The organism is Neobacillus kokaensis, from assembly GCF_014656545.1.
In the GTDB taxonomy this organism is placed as follows: Bacteria; Bacillota; Bacilli; order Bacillales; family Cytobacillaceae; genus Neobacillus; species Neobacillus kokaensis.
On sequence record NZ_BNDS01000033.1, the window covers coordinates 14,807 to 36,833 of the forward strand.

A 22,027-nucleotide genomic window follows, 5' to 3' on the forward strand; every position below is an offset into this window, starting at 1 on the left:
GCTAACACTCCTTATTAGATTTGGTTTTGAATTTTTTCTACAGCTGTTTTCAAGGCATTTATAATTTCTTCCGTCTTTTTCTTTCCCAGACGGTCTTTTGGACCAGCAATACTCAATGAAGCAACAAGCTTTCGGTCGCTATCAAATATCGGCATGCCATAAGCAGCTACACCTTCATCAATTTCACTATCAGAATAGGTATATCCTTTTTGCCGGATTTCCTCTAAATGGTCCCGCATTTCTTCCAAATTTAGAATCGTCTGTTCAGTGTGTTTTTGTACCGTACCTTTTTTAAAAATTTCCTCCACCACATGTTCCCCTAAATAGGCGAGTAAAGCTTTGGAGGAAGCGCCTCCATACAGAGGGACGATCGTCCCTTGTTCGGAGGAGACCTTGATTGGGTGTCCCGAAGGAACAGATGCTAAACAGACTGCCTGCAAATTGGAGGGAACAAGTAAAATGGACGTCTCTCCCGTTGTTCTTGTTAATTCTCTCATGGCATCTTGGGCAACAGCAGGCAGGTTAATATCCATTTTTACGATTTTCGCTAACTTTAAAAAGATATAACCTAAACTGTACAATCCAGGAGAGTACTCTATGATATAGCCTTTTTCCTTAAGAACCCTCATATGTCGATAGACGGAACTTTGAGGTTGTTGTAATTTGGCTGCCATTTCGGGAACTGAAAGCGTTCTTGTTTCAAAATCAAATAACTCTAATATTTCCAAGGTTTTTTCTGCACTCACAAGCTTTTTCCTCCGTTTCAAGAACTCGCAGAGAAAATTATCAAATAGTGATAATGTATTATCTATATTTAATAATAAATTGTTTTTAATTATCTTACAAGTCCTTTTTATTTGAAATTTTTAGAAATTTCCTTCAAACTGTTTTTTAAAAGGCTGTGTAAAAAAGCATATTTTTGAAGCAGAAATCAATATTACACGTTTTACTGCCTTAAAAAAATCCATTAACCTACGGCGGTTAATGGATTTTTGAAACATACTTTCCTACATTTACAAGAACAATAGGCTATTTTGAAAACTCCAGGACAGCGTTCAGCAGCGCTTTTGCCCCTAGATACAGGTCTTCCTGCTCCGCCCATTCTTCCGGACAGTGGCTTCTTCCATCTTTACAAGGAATAAATACCATCCCTGCCGGAGCAAGTAAAGATACTTGATTCGCATCATGTCCCGCTCCGCTTGGCAGTTCGATGACATGATCTGTAACCGATTTACAGGCATGCTGCAGCAGTTGTTTTACTTCATCCTTGATAACAATGGCTCTAGAGCGGGAAACTTTCTCAATCTCTAAGCCTACATTTCTCCTGCTTGAAATAGCGTCCGCCTTTGCCAAAAATTCATTGGCTACTCTGTCAATCACATCTTCAGAGATACTTCTAATTTCCACTTGAAATTCTACATTTCCCGGCACAACATTAGAAGCATTAGGGAAATTATTAAATACTCCAACTGTCCCAACAACAGGCTGTTCGTATGTGCCGCCAGCGATTTTTTCCAGCGCCAGTGCCATTTCAGCTGCTGCGGTCAGGGCATCATTTCTCATATCCATCGGCGTAGTTCCGGCATGATTAGGCAGTCCTTCGACAATTACCTTATAGCGCTGAATGCCGACAATACCCGTTACCACTCCTAAATTCGCTTTCTTATTTAACAGAACCGGCCCTTGTTCAATATGCAGTTCAAGGTATAAGGCGATGGAATCTTTCTCCCTTTTACACATTTCAATCTGATCGGGATTTCCTCCTGCAAAAGCGATAGCTTCGGCCAGCGTTTGACCATTTGCATTAGTGTAAGCCAGCATATCCCTTGTTAAATTCCCGGACCACGCCCTGCTTCCAACAGTAGATAAGCCATACTCAGATGGTTCTTCCGCTGTAAAATCGACAATTTCAATTGTATGCTTGATTTGAATGTTATGCTCTTTTAATGCTCGAACAATTTCCAATCCAACAAGCACCCCGGCAATCCCATCAAATCTTCCACCATCTGGAACCGTATCCGTATGAGAACCAATGACAATAGGCGGCAGGCTCGGGTCGGTTCCGATTAATCGTCCAATAACATTAGATGCTGCATCCATTTCCACTTCCAGGCCGATTTCCCGCATTTGCACCATAATCCATTTTCTTCCTTCGTTATACTTGGCTGTAAACGACCGTCTTGTCCAAGGCTGCTGTTCGATTGTGATGGAAGCCAGCTCATGAACGCTCCCCCACAATCTCTCTTTGTTAATGATTTCCATGTACTTCACCCCGTTAATATTTTAATAAAATTGACATGCTGCGAGCAGACTCCAGTAAGATTTCCTTTAAATACGCTATCTTTTCATCGGTAAATTTTTGACTAATCCCCATAATGCTGACTGATCCGACCGGACTTCCGGAATTTGTGAAGATAGGGGCTGCCATCGCACTAATCCCTATATCCAGTTCCCCATGACTAACGGAAAAACCCTTCTGTTTGATTTCCTGTAAATCATTTTCCAGTTGTTCTGCCGACACAATGGTCGATTCCGTAAATTTCTTCAGGTCCTTTTTGTTGATGAGTGTTTCAATTTTTTGCGGAGGAAGAAAAGCTAAAACCGCCTTCCCAGATGCAGCCGCATGCAATGGAGAGTACCTTCCTACGATTTGCGTCACATGCACGGGCTGAGGGCTGTCGATTTTATCAATACATTCAATATTTTCATCTACCAGCGCAGAAAGAGTCACCGTTTCCCCACATAGTTTCGCTAGCCGTTCTAACTCCGGTCTTAACGTTCGCTGCAACACCTTGTTTTGATCAAAGCGATCAACAATAATGGTAAACTCCTCTGCCCTAAGCCCATAATCACCATTATCCTGCTGAAAAACAAATCCTCGTTTTTGCAGCGTTTTTAGGATTCTAAATAAGGTGGATTTATTAATATTGACCTCTTTAGATAGTTCTCCAATAGATATTGCTCGATTGACCTTGGATAGGTGGGTAATGACTTGTAATCCTTTATCTAATGTTAAAAGTATTTCCGAACTTTCTGTCATTTCTCTTCCTTCTTCACTTTCTGGACCATAAGATGCTGTACGTTATGACATTTACATGGATATCTCTGCTCAATTTCTGCCACTAATTCATAATCAAAACCATAGCAATCCATTATGATGTGGTCCGGATGATATTGATCCATTTCCACAAAAATTTCATCTAGAATCGTTTCCGATTTAGGATGTATCACTGCAATATGCTTTTTCCCTTTTAAAAAGTCCCATTTAGTTTGTGCGGATTGCAGTTGTTCCTTTATAGGAACGAATATGATGGTAGTTTCATCTTGATAAATGTCTCTTACCGTTTCTTTTAGCACTTTAATTGGATAGATAATTTCGGTTTGGTCGGACGTACACGTAAACTCACTCATGCAAAGTATGGCAATGACATCTGATGAATCCTCGTATTTTCTAATTAATCCGTCAATTTTTTCTTCGATGATCTCGTGATTCAGATTGGCAATTCCATCTTTTAACACGACATATAATTTATCATCGCCAGGCTGACTCGCAAATGTTGTGATTTCCTCCTTGGAAACTCCATCAAGCGCACCTATCAAGTGAAAATCTTCTACTCTGCCTAAATCAAACGCCTTCAACAAATCCTCCCGCGGAGTCTGGCCAATCGTAATTAACGTAATCACCTAATCCCCCCAAATGCATCAATTCCATTTCTATTATAGAAACGACTATTTCATATTTATCTCTATAATATGAAATAATACTCAAAGGTCCTGACCTTGTCAATCAATCACTGGGCCAATAAGATTTAACGGTGATCGACAAAATTCGGGTGGTGTCAACAAAAACTTTGGTGGCACGCACCTAATCATAGCCCTTCCAAATTTAAGTCTTTTTTCATTTGATAAATTATTTAGAGAATAAAGGAGGGATGCCATGGATGGAGTAGGAGCAGCTTGCTTTTAGTAAATAAAAGTAAACGCGAAAAAAGCCCTTCATACGAGGGCTTTTGAAAAATAATATCCATACGTCTATTCTTCTTGTTCCTTTTTAGAGATAACATCCAAGGAGGAAGCTCCTTCCTGAGCAATTGCACCCTCCGGATCCTCCTCCCGCAATTCCTTCGCATTCGTTAGGTCAATTACTTCCAGTTCTTCTGCTTGAAGCTTTGCCGCTTTTTTCACTTCTGCAAAATCGATAATTTCAATAAAACCAGCTTGCTGCAAATAGATGAAGTTTTTCTTCGATCCTATTAGCATCCTTCCTACACCTCTTTTCCTCTTTTTAATTAGACGAAGATGAGCTTTTTCCTTGTGACAATTTTGAGAACAATCCAGTGATCCGGACAGTCCCTTTCCAAACAAACGTTTAATTGAAACGCTGTAAGTCCTCGCTATGGTCAGGTTCTTCCCTTTCAAAAGAGGCGATTTTTGTCGCTCATACAAACGTTTAATTGAAACGCTGTAAGTCCTCGCCATGATTAGGTTCCTCCCTTTCAAAAAAGGCGATTTTTGTCGTTCATACAAACGTTTAGTTGAAACGCTGTAAGTCCTCGCCATGATCAGGTTCCTCCCTTTCATAAGGGGCGATTTTTGTCGTTCGCACAAATGTTTAGTTGAAACGGTCCACATTCTTTCAGGCACAAAAAAAACGGAGAGAAATTACTCCCCGTCAGACACTGCTACTTCGTAGCCGAGTTGTTTCAAGCTGTCTTCATATACCTCGCGCTCAACAATGTAATATGTTTCGCCACCATCATTTGAAATCACAACTTCACTCGGACTTTTATCCACTTTTGCTTCTATTATATTTTCATACGGCGCACCCAATAAGTCTGTTACGTCTTGTGCCATTGTTACACCCCTTCCCTTTTGCGAGTTAAGGCAAACTTTTTCGAAAAAATCTGCGGGTTTAGCGTTTATATCTGCGAGTTAATGCTTTATATCTGCGAGTTTAGCAGATATATCCGCGAGTTTAGCTTATATATCTGCTAGTTGAAGCTTTATATCTGCAAGTCAGCCAGTTCTATGCCTCATTTAAACTGGAGCCAATGAGGCTTCTGGTGTTGTGACTTTGTCATAAAACTCTACAAACTTGTCACGGTCCGGACTGCTGCGGTGAGCCATTGCGACACGCGGGTGTTCATTCAGGACACCAGAAATCATGTAAGGAATAATATAGCCCCATTCCCACTTTTGACGCATGTCGAGCATGTGTTTTTCAATGACGCCAAGAACTGGTTTTAGCTCATAGGTCGTTTTTGGAATGTAGCTTACAAGAAGCTCGGTATTACAGTTACCAGCAGCACGGCCCATCCCATAAACGGACGAATCTAGGAATGTCACTCCGTTCCGCATCGCCGTAATGGTGTTCGCGAAAGCTAACTGCATATTGTTATGATTGTGAATGCCAAGCTGTTTATTTGGCAGCATCGCTTGGAACTTTTTCACTTGATGCTCGATATCGGAAGGGTCTAGACTTCCAAAGGAATCCACAATATAAACAACATCTACTGGACTTTCCTTCACCATTTCGAACGCTTCAATCAGCTGATGTTCTGGAGCGCTGGATAAGGCCATGATGTTAAGAGAGGTCTCATACCCCCGGTCATGGAACATTTGGATCAGTTCCAGGCCTTTATCTACCTCACGGACATAGCAAGCAACACGAATCATGTCCAAAATACTTTCCTCACGAGGCAGTACATCATTCGGGTCCACCCGGCCAATATCAACTAATGCCGATAGCTTCGTGAATTTTTTCTCAGGAATAATTTCTTTTAAAAATTGATCATCCAGGAATCTCCATGGATTCGGTTCTGTTGCATTCAAAAGCTTTGCGGAATTTTTATATCCAATTTCCATATATTCAACGCCAGCGTCATTCAAACCATTATACAGGTCTTGAACAAATTCAACGCTGAAGTCCCAATTATTCACTAGTCCGCCATCACGAATAGTACAATCAATAATTTTAGTATGTTTCATGACTTTCATCTCCCCCTGGTGTGTTCTCTTTCTCGACTTTCACACTTTTAAGCGCTAAAATATTTGGATTAATAGTAACATTCTGAAACAGGAATGTCTACTGAAAAATATAGTTCCGGCCAAACCTTCATTCGTTTTCTTTTTTTAAAAACCAGAACCTTCCCTCATGTTTCATTTCAAAAGCCCATTCAAATTTTAACCTTTTTTCATATGATACATAAATTAGAGGAAAAGGAGGTATATGTCATGGATGGTGTAGGAGCAGGCGGAGGCTTTGCCTTGATTGTTGTCTTGTTTATCCTTCTTATTATTGTTGGAGCCGCCTTTGTTGGCGGTTATGGAGGATATGGAGGTTATGGCGGGTTTTATTAAAAACTAAAATTTAACTTTACGAAAGGTGGAAAAATTATGTTGGGATACGGTGGATTCGGTTACGGTGGCTGCGGTGGTTATGGTTACGGCGGGTTTGGCTATGGCGGCGTTTTTGTGTTAATCGTAGTATTGTTCATCCTATTAATCATTGTAGGAGCAGCTTGTTATTATTAAATAAGAAAAACGAGAAAAGCCCTCCCATACGAGGGCTTTTTCTCTTCAAAGGAAAAAGGAGCCTGCCCCTTGTCCCATCAGCCCTTCACCGATCCGGCAAGCAATCCCTTGACGAAGTATTTCCCCAAGAAGATGTAGACGAGCAGTGTCGGCAGGGCAGCGAGCAGGGCACCGGCCATTTGTACGTTCCATTGGACAATTTGGCTTCCTGATAGATTTTGCAGGGCTACCATGATGGGCTGCTGGTCAGAGGTGGTGATGGTCACCGCGAATAGGAACTCATTCCAGATGTTTGTAAATTGCCAAATGGCCACTACAACAAATCCGGTAATCGAAAGCGGCAGCATGATATGCTGGAAGATGCGTAAAAATCCAGCTCCATCGATTTTAGCCGATTCAATCATTTCATCCGGAATCCCGGCATAAAAGTTCCGAAACATCAGGGTTGTAATCGGCTGCCCATACACCACATGAATAAAGATTAAGCCCGGAATCGTATTGTATAGCTGAACTTCACGCAAAAACTGAATCATTGGAATCAAAATGCTTTGATAGGGAATAAACATCCCGAAAAGGATGAGCGTAAATAACGTATCAGACCCTTTAAACTTCCACTTCGATAACACATAGCCATTCATCGCCCCAAATAAAGCAGATAAAAGCGTCGCAGGCACGACTAGATAAATCGAATTTAAAAAGTTCGGGGCTAATTTTTCAAAAGATGTGACATAGCTGCTAAAGTCCAGCTGTGTCGGCAGCTTCCACATCTCGCTAAGTGTCACCTGATCGAGCGGTTTTAGGCTTGTGACCACCATAACGTAAATCGGCATTAAATGAAACAGACTTAGCGCAATTAACAAAAGATAAAAAATAGGGACTGTCACCCTTCTGGCCGTCATTAGGATTCACCCCTTCGACTGGAGATGAGATAAGGAACAATAAAGACGGCTACTGAGAGCAGCATGATGATCGCAATCGCGGCACCGCTTGCGTAATAATTGCCCCGGAATGTCGTTTCAAACATGTAAACCCCTGGGACATCCGTCACAAAGTTGGCACCCGGTCCTGTCATAGCATAAATTAAATCAAAGATTTTAAGCGAAATATGTGCCATGATAATCACGACACTTACCGTAATCGGCTGCAATAATGGCAGAATAATTTTTCTATAGATTTGAAATTCTGTGGCTCCATCCATTCTGGCCGCTTCCCTAACCTCATCGGGAATACCCCCGAGCCCTGCTAAATACATGGCTACTGAAAATCCCGTCATTTGCCAAACCGCGGCAATGACGACAGCAATAATTGCAACGGGAATCCCAAATTCAATATGGCCCCATTTAAAACCAGCTAGTATATTTGTATCTGTATACCACTTGAGTTCAAGACCTAATTTTTGCAAAAATAAGTTGACGCCTGTGGATGGGTTTAACAGCCATTGCCACACCACACCTGTTACGACGAAGGATAAAGCCATTGGAAAAAAGAAGATATTGCGAAAAATAGACTTGCCGCGCAGCTTTTGATCGAGTAAGACCGCAAGAAGCTGGCCAATGATGATCACAAAGCCAATAAATAGAATCGTAAAGACAAGCGTATTTCGTAAATCGGATTGGAAACGAAAATCATTAAATAGGTAGATATAATTTTTCAGGCCTGCGAATGAAAGGTCTGGGACAAGGCTGTTCCAATTGCTCAATGATACATATCCCGTCCAAGCAATAAAGCCATATACAAAGATGGCAATTAAGATAACCGATGGGAGTAAAAAGCCAATCGCAAGCAGATGGTCTTTTGTCAGTTTTCTCTTTCTCTTTACCGGCAGCGTGAATTCCGACTGCGTTTGTTGCACCGTTTCCACCATTTGCCCCCCTTTAGTGAGAAAAGCGCAAGCGCCTTCGGAACAAGCACAGCTTGTTCCTGCGATGATTACTCTAAGGAGCTTTCCTTAGTGGTCAGCCCCGACAAGCACTAGACGAGCCGTCAAGAAGGTTGTTTTTTAACCTTCTTAACGGATTGGCTTGTGACCTCGAGGGGCTAGGCGCTTGAGCTGGACAATTCTCAAAGTTAGAAATTTTATACTTTCTTATTCTTAAAAAAAGAGGAAGAGAGTCCTCCTCCTCTTTTTCATTATTTTATCCCGCCTTAACGGGCAGTAAGACTCCCACCTCAAGGTTATGAGTAAACAAAGAGGCAAGGTAGGAGATCAACTGCCCGTAGAGGTCCGATTGGTGAGATAAAGTGAAACTTGCCGCCGTGATTTTTGGCGGCCTAGTTGAACCAATCGGGTTCGTACTGTCTCTTTATCAAGGCGTTAGCCTTGATATTAGAGACAGTAGAACGGGACTAACCATCAGTGGGGGATGAAGAACCCCCCACTGATGGAAGTTTCACTTTATTTTAATTCGGCTGATGCTTGTTTTAATGAGCCAATAAATTGATCAACATCTTTTTGTGTGACAAAAATGTTAATGGCCTGGTTGACTTTTGTGAGGAATCCTTCTGGTGCTGCCGAACCATGCGCTAAGCTTGGTGCGAGCTTTGCCGTTTTGAAGTCTTCCATCGTGTCTTTTCCATATTGGTCATATTTTGACGGGTCGGCGTCTACCCGAGCAGGAATCGAACCTTTAAGTGGATTAAAAACATCCTGCCCTTCAACAGACCCAAGTAAAGCAAGGAATTTTTTCACTTCATCAGGATTCTTTACTCCTTTTGGCAAGCCAAATGTATCCGTAATGATCATGAAATAACCATCAGTTCCAGGTGTTGTGACATAGCCAAAGTCTTCATTTACTTTTAGTTTCAAATCGTTAACAAAATAGCCTTTTGCCCAGTCCCCCATCACGTTCATTGCAGCGTCGCCATTTGCCACCAGCTGGGAAGCATCCTGCCAGTTCCGGGAACTATGGTCTTCATTAACAAACCCTAGCATTTTTTTGAAAATTTCCGCAGCCTCTTTCACCTTTGCATCGTCAAAGGAAAGGTCGCCTGTCCAAAGCTTGCCGTAATCATCAGGTCCTAGCACGCCTAGAAGAATATCTTCAAATAGCATGGTTGCAGTCCATGGCTCTTTATCACCTAAAGCAAGCGGAGTAACACCTTTAGCTTTCAGCTGCTCAGCCACTTTGAAAAATTCATCGAAGGTGGCAGGCGGTTGTACACCATTGTCTGCAAAGACCTTTTTGTTGTACCAAAGAACATTGCCACGGTGAATATCAACCGGTACTGAATAGATGTTTCCGTCCTTTGAGACCATGTCGATTAGTTCTTTTGGAAATTTATCATTCCAGCCTTGTTCTTCATATAAGTCATTTAGCGGTTCCATTTTCCCGGCAGCCACCCAAGTTTCATTCAGCTCGGCTCCTCCGTGTACCTGGAAGGTGGCAGGCGGATCATTCCCCTGCATTCTGCTTGCCAGCACGGCCTTTGCATTGGTGCCGGCACCACCCGCAACAGCTGCATTTTCAATTGGAATATCTGGATACTTCTCTTTAAATAAAGCAATTAACGCGTTTAATCCATCCTCTTCCCCAGCGCCAGTCCACCAGCTAAAAATGTCCAATTTCGTTTTTTCATTGCTTTTTTTACTGTCATTGGAGCTTGATTTTGAATTACATGCCGCCATTGAGAACACGAGTATGAATAACAAGCCAATGATGGAAAGCTTTCTCTTCATCCAAATTTCTCCCCCTTTGTAATCGTTATCATAATAAATGTATCACCTATCATGAGCAGCCGGCGGGAGAATCATCTTCACTTTTTTGCAAAAACTAGGACATTTTTAGGGCATTGCCCGTTTTCTATATTCACTTGGAGATAAGCCGGCATGCTTTTTAAACACCCTGCTAAAATAATTCGGATCCTTGTATCCGACCAGATAGCAAATTTCCTTCAGGCTTTTTTTAGGGTTGAGAAGGGCTTTCTTCGCATGACCAAGCCGGACCTCCGTTAAATAATCGATAAAACTGATTCCAAGCCGTTCTTTAAATATTTTGCTAAAATAGTACGGACTTAGCCCGCTATATTCGGCCACCTCTTCCAGCGACAATGCATCCTGATAATGAGCATCAATATATTCCTTTGCTGCTACCAGCACACCTTTGGAATAGCTGTTCCGCCATGAATGGACAAACTGAACAAGCTGCGTCAGGTGATGTTTCGCTTCCTGCCGCAAGGCTTCATTCGTATGACAGTCATGAAAGGTGTCTTTCCGTTGATAATCGATCCCTAGCTCCTTGAGCATATGAGCGGCAAGGATAAACAGCTCTTCAGCCCTTTTGACATTCTCTTCAAGCCTTCTGTGCTCGCTTACCAATTGCGAGAAATAATATAAGGCTTGTGTGAGGTCACCTTGGCGAATACTCTCCATCAATTGTTTTTCAATCTGATAGGCTTCTCCCTCCAATGGCGGATTCACTTGTTTTGGCGCAAAGCCATATTGTTGTTTTTTATTGGCCAAGAGGGCGTGGACAGCAATCGCCGCCTCATGGAAGGACTTAGAAAGGTCCTGAGCGGATGGATAGGCATCACCTATTCCAGCATAAAGCGTAACATTCTTCACATGCTGCTGGAAGACATGGACAATGGTTCGAATGTTTAGCTGAAGCTTATCTTTTTCCATCGCCTCTTTTGTAAAAAAAAGCACAGGGACCTGCCCGTTTTCCATGTTGCCAACAATCACTTCGTTGCTTGATTTTTCTTTTACAATCCTCTTTAAAGTAGAATAACAGCTGCCGATCATATTCTCTTGGGCATGAAAATGAAAAATCACCGCATAGCCGGCATGGACATGAAACCCTAGCAGCTCACTCCAATCCTTAAACTGGATATTCTGGATTTGGTCATATAATAGGGAAGCTACCCATTTGGTCTGCGCCAAGGTCAGCGCTTTGTCAAATTGCTGCTTCAATTTCACGATTTCTTGATTTGAATTTTTTTCAGTCATTATTTCGTCACGGACCCTTTCGATCGCTGCAATAAGATCCTGTTTCGGGCTTGGCTTTAAGAGGTATTCTTTTACACCTTGACGCATGACTTCCTTCGCATATTCAAACGTATCATAAGCAGAAATCATGATGAAACGGATGTTGGGATCGATGTTTCTAATTTGCTTCACCGCTTCTACCCCGTCAATCCCCGGCATTTTAATATCCATTAACATGAGATCCGGCCTTGTTTTCTCAGCCGCTTCAATGGCAATGCGCCCATTCGACGCTTCCCCAACGATCGAGATTTGTTCCAGATGATCCTGGATGATTTTTCGCAATGCTTTCCGCTCTAACAATTCGTCATCAACAATCACTATTTTTAACAAGCTGCATCCCCCTCTATTGGAAGTTTCAAACGAAAAGTCGTTCCTTCGCCAAGCTTTGAATGGATATCGACCACATCCTGTTTATGATAAAAAAGCTGCAGCCGTCGTATCACGTTTTTGACTCCAATCCCGGTTGAATGTCCTTTGGCCTCTGCTTGAAAGCCGTCATCCTCTTCCATCCCATTAGAAAAGGCAAGCAATCTTTCCTTCGTTTCCTGCTGCATCCCCATCCCATTGTCAATGACTTCCACGATGACGCAATTTTCTTCGCGGTAGACGAGTAAGGAAAGCTCAGCCCCCTCTTCATATTCTTCGATTCCATGAACAAAAGCATTTTCCACAATCGGCTGTAAGGTTAACGAGGGAATCTGAATCGATAAACACGACTCGTCAATCTGAGTGGTAAATTTAATCCGGTCAGAAAAGCGCGTTTGCTGAATAAAAAAATACTCTTTGACTACTTTTACCTCGTCTCTTAATGTGGAGGACTTGTTTATATCCCCTAAATTATAGCGAAGCAGGGTGGAGATCGATTCAATGAGTCTTGATGATTGATGGGCATCCTCTAAATAGGCCATTTTTGAAACAATATTAAGCGTATTAAAGAGAAAGTGTGGGTTAATTTGACTTTGTAAGCTTTTCAATTCCATCTCTTTTAACAGTTGATCCAGCTCTGATTGCTCTTTTATTTCATCCACCAAGCTCCGGATATTTTCGCGCATCTTATTGAACGTTTCTGTCAGCAGTCCCAATTCATCATTTGTTGTAAGTTTGACTTTCTCCCCGGCAAAATTTCCACTGGCAATCTCTCTTGCCGCCAGGGATAATCTCGTAATCGGCTTGGTAATGCCACCTGAAAACCAGACAGCAAGCAGCACGCTTAATAGAATCGTGGTACAAAATAAACTAAGACCCATCAGTTTAAAGTAATGATTTTGCCTGTTCATCCGCTTATAAAAGTCTTGGTAGGAAGTGAGCTCATTGTTTAAGATGGATAGGGTGGTTTCTTGGATAAACTGCGATATTTTCGTTGCTTCATTTAAATGTGCCGAATACAGATTGATCTGCTCCTTTTGAAATTGATCTACTGTTAACACAGATTCCTCTAGGAAACTATCAATCATCTTGTCATAGTTGAGGATCATCGGATTACTCGTGCCATCCATCAATTCCGGTTGAATTCGTTTTTGCTGCCTAATCAATAGTTGTTTCTCACGCTCATATTCTTTCAAATAGTACGGGTCTTTATCATTGATGTAGGCATTTAATTTTTCCATGACGCTATTGGTCTGTTTAGAAATATCATTCAATAGCAGAAACTTCTCGAAACTCGTGCCATATTCCGAAACGATAGTTTCACTGCCCTTGTACAAGAAGAAGGTAAAAGCTATAAGAAGAAGGACAAAAATAGAAAAGTAGAGTAATAATTTCGTACGTATTCGAAAAATCATTGTCGTTTCACCTCATAATTTCGCTCTGGTACCAAGGGTAAATCCTTTCGATAAATGACTTTAGTTTCGGTATAGACAGAGCTTGCAATACTTTTCCCCTCCAAATGGGCAATCATCATCTTGATCGCCTGATAGCCCATTTCATATGGTTCCTGGACAACCGTCGCCTCAATCACGCCCTCTTTTAAATAGGCAATCGTTTCAGGAAGGATGTCAAAACTAATGATATAGGTACTGTTTTCACGATGAAATTGCTGAATGACCTTTGCAATCCCGATTCCATCAAGGGCACTTGTTCCGAAAAAGGCGTTCACTTCCGGATGTTCTTTTAGTATCGTATACGTTTTCTCTGCTGCTTGTACTCTCGAAATATTAGATTCTTCGATCGTTATGACTTTGATTCCTTTGTAGTTTTTCACCGCGTCTTTGAATCCTTGGACGCGCAGCTGCTGATGGCTTGCTTCAAACCTGCCAGTAATAATCGCCACATTTGCCTTACCTTTCAAATCCTTTGCGAGGGCAAGCCCTGCTATAAAGCCAGAATAATAGTTATTAGTGCCAATGTAGGCGATCCGGTTACTTTTCGGTGCATCTGTATCGATCGTGATCACCGGAATCCCTTTTAGGTCAATTTTATTAATGAGCGGGGTAAATTGTTTTTCATTTAATGCTTGTGTCAATAAGCCATCCACCCTTGATGCTGCAGACTTTTCTAACGTTTTGATTTGCTCTTTAAGGTCTGCTTGTGCCGGTCCCACATATTCGAGGAGAACATGATGTTCCTTTGCTGCATCCTTCGCCCCCTTTTCCACCAAACGCCAATAGTCATTATCCAGCTCTTCGGGTACGAGTACAAAATGATAGTCATATTTTTTAAGAGGCAGTGGTTTTGATTCAGCATCAATCGATAACATTTTAATGGAGAAGTAGACCGATAAGTATGCGCTTACACTTAAAAGCAGGATACAGCCGCCATACAGGAACCTCTTCATATTCAAGACACCTCCTGAAATTTTCTCTCATATTGCCTATGAAGGACATTTTCTACCTAAAAAACTAGTAAAGTGGCTTTCATTTTGCTTATGAAGGGCATACCATGACATTGAGACCTGTCCCAATGTCCCATCTTTTCTTATTTTATTACTAATAAGCAGTTTTTTCACCAACTTTTACCTTATCCACCAATAGCTGCTATATACTGTTTAAAAAGAAAAAGGCCAAGCATGATGCCTTGGCCCTAATTGATAAAGGAAGAAATCTCCTCTCGTTATTTATAGTGAATGCTATAGACCTTCACTTTCTTGCCATCCTCGGATTTAGCAATTACCTTTGCCGTGGATGGAGAGGTAACTGCTGGCACAATCGTAATACTCGTCTGGTCCTTAGCCTTTACATTGATTTTCGGCATTACATTCGCATCTCCTGCATCAATCGTTACTTCATAGTGATCGCCTTTTTGTTCAAAGTCCTCCAGAATCGATTTTCCTCCGACCTTAATATCGGTCACCTCTGGTTCGGTACCTGCCTTTGGCCATTTTGAAAATACTTTCAGCTCGGTAATGGCTAAGCTTTTGCCGGCTTGTGCTGTCATTTTCACTCGTATAGCCGATGTTTTTACTCGATCAAAGCTATAGACATTTGCCTTACCCAAGGCCGGAGAGGCTGGATCGCTTTTCAGGCTGGTGACTTCCTTCCAGCTATCACCGGATTTATATTCGATTTGGAAACGCTCTGGATACGAGGTCCCATGATCCGCGAACCAGTGGATCTCCATGCTATCAACATCATATTCCGTAGGCTCATAGTCTCCAAAGGTGATAGAAACCCAGTCCCCTGCACGCGGTACCGGCTGCCAATTCGTCCAGCGATTATGCGGATTAGCCTCGTAGGAGATCACGTCATCATTGATGGCCTCGATTCGATCGCTTGATCCAGGGCCATTGTTGGTAAAGGAAGCTTCAGCCTTCGGGTATTCATAACCATTTTTAGCCCGGCTGATATTCTGCTCGCCGCCGACTTCATCGGTTACTCGAATAGTGGCTGTTGCTTTCAGCTTCACTCCATTAACATCACCTTTAACCTTAAATTCACCGACATTCTCGAGTTCCTCCTGCGGGATTTCCTCCCACTTGACCGCTCTTTGTTCTTCCGCTCCGTCACTATAATAGACTGTAACCTTGCCCGGCAGCTGTGGCATTTGCTTTAACAGCACAGCCATTCTAATATCCTCGACCGCAACAGCCCCTTTTACAATCACTTTTGCTTGGGCTTTTATATCGGTCCCTTCCACCATGCCAGATACGGTAAACTCGCCTAGCTGCTGGTACTTAGACGGATTGATTCTTTCCCACTTCACCTTAACATCCCGCGGGATTCCTCGGTTATAATGGGCCACAACCGTTGCTGGAAGCTCCGGCGCTTCTCCTTTTTTAACAACAACCGTGACAGGCTCTAAGCTCGTAATGTATTTTGGAGCAGGGTTTTTCGCGATCGTAAACTCAAGCGCAGGTGTTGTGACACTCACACCCTTATATGTCACCGTCACTTTCACCTTGACATTTCCTGTTTCCAGCGCATACAGCTTATTGCCTTCAATTTTAATAATCTGCTGGTCAAATTCATATGTCGGCTGGCTGTCGGTCACATCAATCTTTTCCTTGCTTTCGAAGAGACCAATTACCTTCAGATCGATGATATCGTCCTCCATGACATTCGTCTTGTCCGCGGATAACTCTGCGGAGACGAGCTTTGGCTCTTCTGTAGAAACACCAATACTGTACTCAGTAGTTACCTTCCCATCCTCTGAAGTGACAAATAGTTTTGCTGTTCCCGGATAGGAGAATGCCGGTAAAATGGTGACAGTTGCATTGTCGGCAGCAGCCGCCTCAATCTTAGGAAGCTCGCTTCCATATGGAAGTACAAGTTCATAATTCTTTTTAGCGTGATCAAAGCCTTCTAATGCTTTCCCATTCACCGTAATACTTTGAAGTTTTGCTGTTTCACCCATCACAATCTGATCGGCGTACACCTCTGCTTCCGTTAGAGCTAGGAATTTCCCTTTCACAGATGGTGTCAAATGGAATTTCAGCTTTTCTGTCGCGACCGCATCAAATGTAAGTTCATTTTTCTCTACCACATATGGCGATGGCTGTGTTAGATTTTCGACATCCTTCCACGCCGTTCCATCCCAATATTGGACCTCTGCCTTTTCTGGAACCACCGTGCCGCTGTCGGTAAAAACAAATAAATCTAGATTATTAATCACATGCTTCTTGCCAAAATTAACTGTAATCGAGTCACCAGCATCACGCGGTGTTCTTGTCCAGTTCGTCCAGCGGTTGACCGGGTTATTGGTATAGCTCTTGATGCCATCGTTCAAATGCTGAAGATTGTCAGCTGGATTGGTAAAAGTAGCTTCGAGCTTTGGATAAGCTGAACCCTGCTCCTGAAGCATAATATTCACTGATTTTACTTCATTTGTCACCCTGACATAGACATTAGCCTTGAGGTCTGTTCCCTCCACACTGCCCTCGACGGTAAACCGGCCCTCTTTTGCCAGCTTGTCCTCAGGGATCTCATCCCACGTGACAGTTGCTCCCTTGGTTGTTCCATCACTGTAAAGAAGGGTTGCTTTTTCAGGCAGCACCGGCTGTACACCAACCTTTGTTGCCGTTGAATAAGGCTTGACGGCGACAATTCCTTTGACAATAACAAATGCCTTTGCCTTCAGCGAAGTTCCCTCGACACTGCCTTCCACTGTGAATTCACCAACAGTGCTGTACTGCTTTGGATCCACCTCATCCCAAGTCACATTCTTCGCAGCTGCACTCTCATCACTGTAATAAACCTTGATTTCTGAAGGAAGCTTTGGTGCTTCATTGACATCGACAGTAAGGTTAACATCATCAATCCCAGCTACAATCTTTTTGTCATGGTCAGCTGGCGTTACCGTAAATACGCTCGTGGAATCGCTCGAAAGCCCTGCCACTGACGCATGGACCGTAATTTTTCCAGAAAGCTTACTTGATTGAACAATCGCCAATGCTTTCCCGCTGAAAGCCTTGCGCTTGTTGTCCTTGTAACGCTCCACACTGGACGCGTTTCCGTTATCAACCCCGGCCAATTCCCCTTGGCCCGTTACGTTAAATGTAATCAGATGATCGGCATCCGGGACAACAATCCCTTTACTATCAACAATGTCTGCTGTAATAAACGACAGATCCGTACCGTCCGCCTTGACCACCTTACGATCAGCCGTTAATCTGACAGAGGCTGGCTCACCAGCGGTCACTACCTGATCGCGGGCGATCACTTTGCCGTTTTCATCCTTGGCGACGGCTTCTAATTTGCCCGGTTTAAATGGTACGGCCCACTCCAAATAGGTTTTTCCATCCTTTGTTTCTTTGTATGGTGCTCCCCAGGAGGTTTGTTTGTTGTCATAGTTCTTCTCCCCTAACGATTCACCATTTAGAACAAGTTCAACCTTACTTGCATTGGTATAAGCTAAGACGCGGACCTTTTCCCCTTCCTTCCAGTTCCAATGCGGCAGCAGGTGGACCATAGGCTCCTTTTTCCATTGGCTTTGGTAATAGTAGAAAATATCCTTTGGAAAACCAGCCGTATCCACAGCACCAAAATAGGAGCTTTTTGCAGGATAGGAATTATAATATGGCGTCGGCTCGCCAATATAATCAAAGCCGGTCCAGATAAATTGCCCTGCAATATGCTTCAGGTCGCGGTCATATTTCCATGCATCTTCTGCAGTTCGTCCCCAGCCGACATAGTCATTGTCATAAGAGGATTGCTGTAAATCAGCATACTTTGTGCTTTGGTTATACTGGTACGGATGCGTGTAGACACCACGCGAACGGGTTGCCGAGGACGTCTCCGAGCCGTACAGCTTCCATGACGGATTCTGCTTGTGGTAGCCATCATAGTTGTTCTCGCTGTAGTTCAGTCCGACCACATCGACAATATTAAAAATCTCCTTGATGTAGCTGTTGATAGGTGTAACATTTACTTTGTCTCCGCGGGTTTTATCCTCGCCGATCGTTGTCGGCCTTGTGGTGTCAATTTCTTTTACCCAACCCACTAAATTTCGTGCTGTTTCCACACCAGCGGCATTGGTCGTATCATATATTTCATTTCCGATCGACCACATGATAATAGCTGGTTCGTTTTTGCCCCGATCGACCATTTCCTTAATGTCGTGCTCAGCCCATGCATTGAAAAAACGGCCATAGTCATAGGGTTTCTTTGACTGGGCCCAGCTGTCAAATGCCTCCTCGATGATGAATAGCCCTAATTTATTAGCTGCCTCCAGCAGTTCCGGTGATGCCGGGTTGTGGGTAACCCTGATGGCATTGACCCCCATATCCTTCATAATCTGCATTTGTCTTTCCACGCCGCGTGCATTCGTTGCCGCCCCAAGCGCCCCTAAATCATGGTGCATCGAAACGCCGTGCAGCTTCATATACTCTCCATTTAAGGAAAAGCCTTCGTTTTCATCAAATTTGAAATACCTGACACCAAATTTTGTTTCATACGTATCCACCGTTTGCCCGCCAACGATGACTTCTGTAACAAGGTTATATCGATAAGGCTTGTCAATGCTCCAAAGCTTCGGCTGCTTGATGACTGTGTTTTGTTCGAACGGAGTCACCGTGCCGGCGGCAGCTGTTTTTTCCTCCGTTTCCACTGTCTGTACGGTGTTCCCAGCCCCATCGTAGATGGTTGATTTAATCTTTACCTGTTTCGCCTCAGCAGCATCGTTACTGATTTTCGTCTTGATGTTCACATCAGCCCTGTCTTCTTTTATCGATTTCTCTAAATTGGGTGTTGTCACAAATGTTCCGTAGCGAGCCACATGGATGGGATCGGTCACAGTGAGATAGACATTCCGGTAGATCCCGCTCCCCGAATACCAGCGGCTGCTCGGCTGGGTGTTATTGACTTTGACAACAAGGACATTCGCCCTGCCATCTTTATAAAGTTTGTCGGAAATATCATAGGAAAAGGCATTATAACCAAACGGATAGGTCCCGAGCACTTCCCCGTTTAGATAGGTGGTGCTGTTCATGTAAACGCCATCAAAATCAAGCGAAATTCGTTTTCCCTTCATCGATTCCGGGATTGTAAAGGTTTTTCGGTACCAGCCGATTCCGCCGTCCAAATAACCGCCTTCATGTGTGGCAAGAGAATTTTTATTAAAATCTAATTCAATACTCCAGTCATGCGGCAGATTTAATTTCCGCCAGGAGGAATCGTCAAAGCCAGGATTCTGTGCTCCGGCAATACTTCCATTGGTTTCTCGTTGAAATCGCCAATTCTCGTTAAAATTCACTCGTCTCTCTCCATCATAGCTCACACTGTTTCCTGCTGCCGATGTCGTTTTTGACATGGCTTGTCCCTGTACAGGGACTTGAAAGCTTGATAGAATCAGTGCTGAAATTAAAAAAACGCAGCTAATCGCTTTTTTCACTCTACCACTCCTTTAGGTTTCTGGTTATTTTTATCACCATAGTTTAGATTATCACGAATATTCAAAAAACTATTTAATTTTTATCTGTACTTTTTTTTGATAATCTGAACTATTTTGCTGCTAGTAAGACCGATGCACGCCTTTTTTCATGTTTGGTTTTGGCATAATACAGGAGATTTCCTCTAAGATTTGTAGTGATAGGAGTGAATAGATAAAAAACGTGTGCCTCAAGTACATTAAGAAAAAGAGCTGCCCAAAAAGGACAGCTCAACAAAATATTACTAGAACTTGCTAGGAGATTAGCAGGTTACATTAAGTATTATCGACTAACTATCAAGAAGTGTTTAGTCCTTTTAAAAAAATTCAAACCAAAAATGTATCTAATACGGTTGTTCCATATTCTAAACACACTATGCTTTTAACGACACTTGTTTTTTATATCGGCAATCGGGTAGCTGCTGCAGCTATAAAAGGATCCATACTTTCTTTTTTGATTGATAGTACTCCTTCGTATTTCGAACAAACATTTTGTTTTATGTTTTAAATCTCGGTCTTGGCAATCATTTGCCGATTCTTTTTTATTACTTAGACATGCTTTTTTTAAGTTGCTTTTTTTCTTTACTTAGTAATTATTAAGCCTTCTATCGCTTTATTGATTTTCTGTAAGTCGGGGTCGAGCCTGCAACATCACAATACTTATTCGTTCATTTATGGGGAAAAATATCGATTGGCCGAGGAACACAAGAGCTGCCATTCTCTTAGTGCGCGGATCCGCCCTTCTCTTCTAGCGCTCTCTTTATACTGCCTTTGCCGGGTCCAGCCTCTTCCCCTTTTCTTGGAAGCTCTTAAAAAGCATGAGGACGATTCTTGAGCTTCCTTTTCTTGAGTTATGATTCTCCCCTTTTTCAATACACCCCTTTTCTTTTTAGGAAAATCCATTTATTCTTAGAATACTTTGCCGTGGAGCGGGAGAGTAACAAGGAATCAATGTATTATAGGGGATAAACGACATTTACGATTAATAGTGACTCGGTAAAAAATGAAGATAATATTGAAAAAATCTTAAAGTAACCAGTTTTTATACAGGAAAGAGGATAAAGATGTTAAAAGCATATACTTTGCTAACTATTTGTGTGGTGATTTGGGGAAGTAATTTTGTATTTGGCAAGATATTAGTCCAAGATTTTTCTCCAACTATGTTAACCATGCTTAGACTTTTGTTTATTGTAATATTATTAATTGGATTATCCGCCAACAAAAAACACGTTAGAACATTGAATAAAACAGATATACCTGTAGTTATCTTGCTGGGTGTCATTGGAGTATTTATAAACCAATGGTCATTTTTTGTAGGATTACAAACAGCGGATCCAACAACATCTGCGTTAATTTTAGCCACTACCCCGATTTTAACGGGTGTGTTAGCTGCTATATTTTTAAAAGAAAAATTAACTTTGCGGATGCTGATAGGTTCTATTGTGGCAATCCTGGGGATTTACTTTGTTGTAACAAAGGGAAATTCTACTTCTTTGCATGTTGATAAAGGATTATTATGGATTGTTATAACGATGGTAACCTTTGCCATAATGATTATTTTAACAAGGCTCCTTTCTCAAAGAATAGAACCACTAACGATTACTTTATATTCAAATATTGTGGGATTGGTTGTGTCAATTCCGTTTGCTTTTTTACTAGATCATCCCTTGCGAATAAGCTCGAACTTGTCCCATTGGGCGCTGCTAATTGGCACAGCGGTTGTTGTCCATGGGGTAGCTGCACTGATTTGGAATAACAATATTAGACATGTGGATGCATCAAAGGCTTCCATCTTATCCAACTTAGAGCCATTTGTAGCCATGATTATGGGACTAGTATTACTCTCCAAACCCATAACTGGTTCGGAAATTTTGGGATCGCTGTTTATTGTAGGAGGAGTGGTACTTTCTACGTATCAACGAAAAAGGCAATACGGCTATAAATAGATACGGTTATATATGAAACATGGGGGCGGTTCCTCTGTTTCATATACTTAACTCCCGCTACAAATTTAATAACCCCCCCAGCAAACAAACGTTTATTTGAAATTGGCAATGGAGCCATCGCTAAAGGTTTTTTACCATTTAACCAGCAAGAATCTTGTCAGTCAAACAAACGTTTATTTGAAATTGGCCCTAGCCCGCTGCAATACAATACTTTGGCGGTCATTTAGGGATGAAGAATGTCGATTTCCAGGACATAGGAACTGCC

Annotated in this window: 16 protein-coding genes and 1 pseudogene; 3 read left to right on the forward strand and 14 right to left on the reverse strand. The window is 42.3% G+C overall.

What is annotated here, in order from left to right; all coding sequences use genetic code 11:
* Positions 1–14: 14 nt before the first annotated feature.
* The 7 genes from IE222_RS23040 to IE222_RS23070 all read right to left on the reverse strand — a co-directional run bounded on the left by IE222_RS23040 (position 15) and on the right by IE222_RS23070 (position 5,988).
* Positions 15–746 carry an IclR family transcriptional regulator gene (locus IE222_RS23040; RefSeq protein WP_191276731.1) on the reverse strand — a complete coding sequence of 244 codons (732 nt, stop codon included), beginning with the start codon at positions 744–746 and terminating at the stop codon, positions 15–17.
* A gap of 283 nt (positions 747–1,029) precedes the next feature.
* The gene (gene ertE, locus IE222_RS23045) at positions 1,030–2,262 is read right to left on the reverse strand and encodes an N-carbamyl-l-glutamate amidohydrolase ErtE (RefSeq protein ID WP_191276732.1); all 1,233 of its coding nucleotides are present in this window, start codon (positions 2,260–2,262) and stop codon (positions 1,030–1,032) included.
* Positions 2,263–2,275: 13 nt separating this feature from the next.
* A complete protein-coding gene (locus IE222_RS23050; RefSeq protein ID WP_191276733.1) occupies positions 2,276–3,040 on the reverse strand; it encodes an IclR family transcriptional regulator in 765 nt (254 codons plus the stop codon).
* Positions 3,037–3,684: an AroM family protein gene (locus IE222_RS23055; protein WP_191276734.1), complete on the reverse strand. Its 648-nt coding sequence runs from the start codon at positions 3,682–3,684 to the stop codon at positions 3,037–3,039. The genes IE222_RS23050 and IE222_RS23055 overlap by 4 nt, the downstream gene beginning before the upstream one ends.
* A 348-nt stretch (positions 3,685–4,032) precedes the next feature.
* On the reverse strand, positions 4,033–4,260 hold the full coding sequence (locus IE222_RS23060) for a hypothetical protein (protein WP_191276735.1): 228 nt from the start codon (positions 4,258–4,260) through the stop codon (positions 4,033–4,035).
* A gap of 402 nt (positions 4,261–4,662) precedes the next feature.
* Positions 4,663–4,854, reverse strand: a complete 192-nt coding sequence (locus tag IE222_RS23065; RefSeq protein ID WP_191276736.1) for a hypothetical protein — start codon at positions 4,852–4,854, stop codon at positions 4,663–4,665.
* A gap of 183 nt (positions 4,855–5,037) precedes the next feature.
* Positions 5,038–5,988, reverse strand: a complete 951-nt coding sequence (locus IE222_RS23070) for an aldolase catalytic domain-containing protein (protein ID WP_191276737.1) — start codon at positions 5,986–5,988, stop codon at positions 5,038–5,040.
* Between the two features lie 246 nt (positions 5,989–6,234).
* On the opposite strand from IE222_RS23070, the pseudogene IE222_RS23075 reads away from it, so the two are divergent.
* Both IE222_RS23075 and IE222_RS23080 read left to right on the forward strand, forming a co-directional pair.
* Positions 6,235–6,327, forward strand: a pseudogene (locus IE222_RS23075) (YjcZ family sporulation protein); the annotation flags it as partial.
* A gap of 69 nt (positions 6,328–6,396) precedes the next feature.
* Entirely contained in the window at positions 6,397–6,534 is a 138-nt protein-coding gene (locus IE222_RS23080; RefSeq protein WP_191276739.1) for a YjcZ family sporulation protein, read from the forward strand.
* Positions 6,535–6,611: 77 nt separating this feature from the next.
* Here the strand turns inward: IE222_RS23080 and IE222_RS23085 are convergent, their stop codons facing one another.
* The 7 genes from IE222_RS23085 to IE222_RS23115 form a co-directional block, all read right to left on the reverse strand.
* Positions 6,612–7,433 (reverse strand): carbohydrate ABC transporter permease, encoded by an 822-nt coding sequence (locus IE222_RS23085; RefSeq protein WP_191276740.1) that lies wholly within the window; start codon positions 7,431–7,433, stop codon positions 6,612–6,614.
* Entirely contained in the window at positions 7,433–8,398 is a 966-nt protein-coding gene (locus IE222_RS23090; RefSeq protein WP_191276741.1) for a carbohydrate ABC transporter permease, read from the reverse strand. The genes IE222_RS23085 and IE222_RS23090 overlap by 1 nt, the downstream gene beginning before the upstream one ends.
* A gap of 531 nt (positions 8,399–8,929) precedes the next feature.
* Positions 8,930–10,159, reverse strand: coding sequence for an ABC transporter substrate-binding protein (locus IE222_RS23095; protein ID WP_370465081.1), 1,230 nt, complete (start codon positions 10,157–10,159; stop codon positions 8,930–8,932).
* A 156-nt stretch (positions 10,160–10,315) separates the two neighbouring features.
* The gene (locus IE222_RS23100; protein WP_191276743.1) at positions 10,316–11,848 is read right to left on the reverse strand and encodes a response regulator transcription factor; all 1,533 of its coding nucleotides are present in this window, start codon (positions 11,846–11,848) and stop codon (positions 10,316–10,318) included.
* Positions 11,842–13,299 carry a sensor histidine kinase gene (locus IE222_RS23105; RefSeq protein ID WP_191276744.1) on the reverse strand — a complete coding sequence of 486 codons (1,458 nt, stop codon included), beginning with the start codon at positions 13,297–13,299 and terminating at the stop codon, positions 11,842–11,844. Before IE222_RS23105 ends, IE222_RS23100 begins: the two co-directional genes overlap by 7 nt.
* Positions 13,296–14,291: a sugar-binding protein gene (locus IE222_RS23110; RefSeq protein ID WP_191276745.1), complete on the reverse strand. Its 996-nt coding sequence runs from the start codon at positions 14,289–14,291 to the stop codon at positions 13,296–13,298. Before IE222_RS23110 ends, IE222_RS23105 begins: the two co-directional genes overlap by 4 nt.
* A gap of 275 nt (positions 14,292–14,566) precedes the next feature.
* Positions 14,567–19,780, reverse strand: a complete 5,214-nt coding sequence (locus IE222_RS23115) for an Ig-like domain-containing protein (RefSeq protein ID WP_191276746.1) — start codon at positions 19,778–19,780, stop codon at positions 14,567–14,569.
* A 1,100-nt stretch (positions 19,781–20,880) separates the two neighbouring features.
* Between IE222_RS23115 and IE222_RS23120 the strand changes: the two genes are divergently transcribed.
* A complete protein-coding gene (locus tag IE222_RS23120) occupies positions 20,881–21,762 on the forward strand; it encodes a DMT family transporter (RefSeq protein WP_191276747.1) in 882 nt (293 codons plus the stop codon).
* Positions 21,763–22,027 lie beyond the last annotated feature (265 nt).

Excerpts from the sequence above, each read along its gene's own strand:
- IE222_RS23060 (WP_191276735.1), bottom strand. The coding sequence starts at position 4,260 with ATGCTAATAGGATCGAAGAAAAACTTCATCTATTTGCAGCAAGCTGGT.
- IE222_RS23110 (WP_191276745.1), bottom strand. The coding sequence starts at position 14,291 with ATGAAGAGGTTCCTGTATGGCGGCTGTATCCTGCTTTTAAGTGTAAGC.
- IE222_RS23090 (WP_191276741.1), bottom strand. The coding sequence starts at position 8,398 with ATGGTGGAAACGGTGCAACAAACGCAGTCGGAATTCACGCTGCCGGTA.
- IE222_RS23105 (WP_191276744.1), bottom strand. The coding sequence starts at position 13,299 with ATGATTTTTCGAATACGTACGAAATTATTACTCTACTTTTCTATTTTT.
- IE222_RS23120 (WP_191276747.1), top strand. The coding sequence starts at position 20,881 with ATGTTAAAAGCATATACTTTGCTAACTATTTGTGTGGTGATTTGGGGA.
- IE222_RS23070 (WP_191276737.1), bottom strand. The coding sequence starts at position 5,988 with ATGAAACATACTAAAATTATTGATTGTACTATTCGTGATGGCGGACTA.
- IE222_RS23085 (WP_191276740.1), bottom strand. The coding sequence starts at position 7,433 with ATGACGGCCAGAAGGGTGACAGTCCCTATTTTTTATCTTTTGTTAATT.
- IE222_RS23065 (WP_191276736.1), bottom strand. The coding sequence starts at position 4,854 with ATGGCACAAGACGTAACAGACTTATTGGGTGCGCCGTATGAAAATATA.
- ertE (WP_191276732.1), bottom strand. The coding sequence starts at position 2,262 with ATGGAAATCATTAACAAAGAGAGATTGTGGGGGAGCGTTCATGAGCTG.
- IE222_RS23095 (WP_370465081.1), bottom strand. The coding sequence starts at position 10,159 with ATGGCGGCATGTAATTCAAAATCAAGCTCCAATGACAGTAAAAAAAGC.
- IE222_RS23050 (WP_191276733.1), bottom strand. The coding sequence starts at position 3,040 with ATGACAGAAAGTTCGGAAATACTTTTAACATTAGATAAAGGATTACAA.
- IE222_RS23080 (WP_191276739.1), top strand. The coding sequence starts at position 6,397 with ATGTTGGGATACGGTGGATTCGGTTACGGTGGCTGCGGTGGTTATGGT.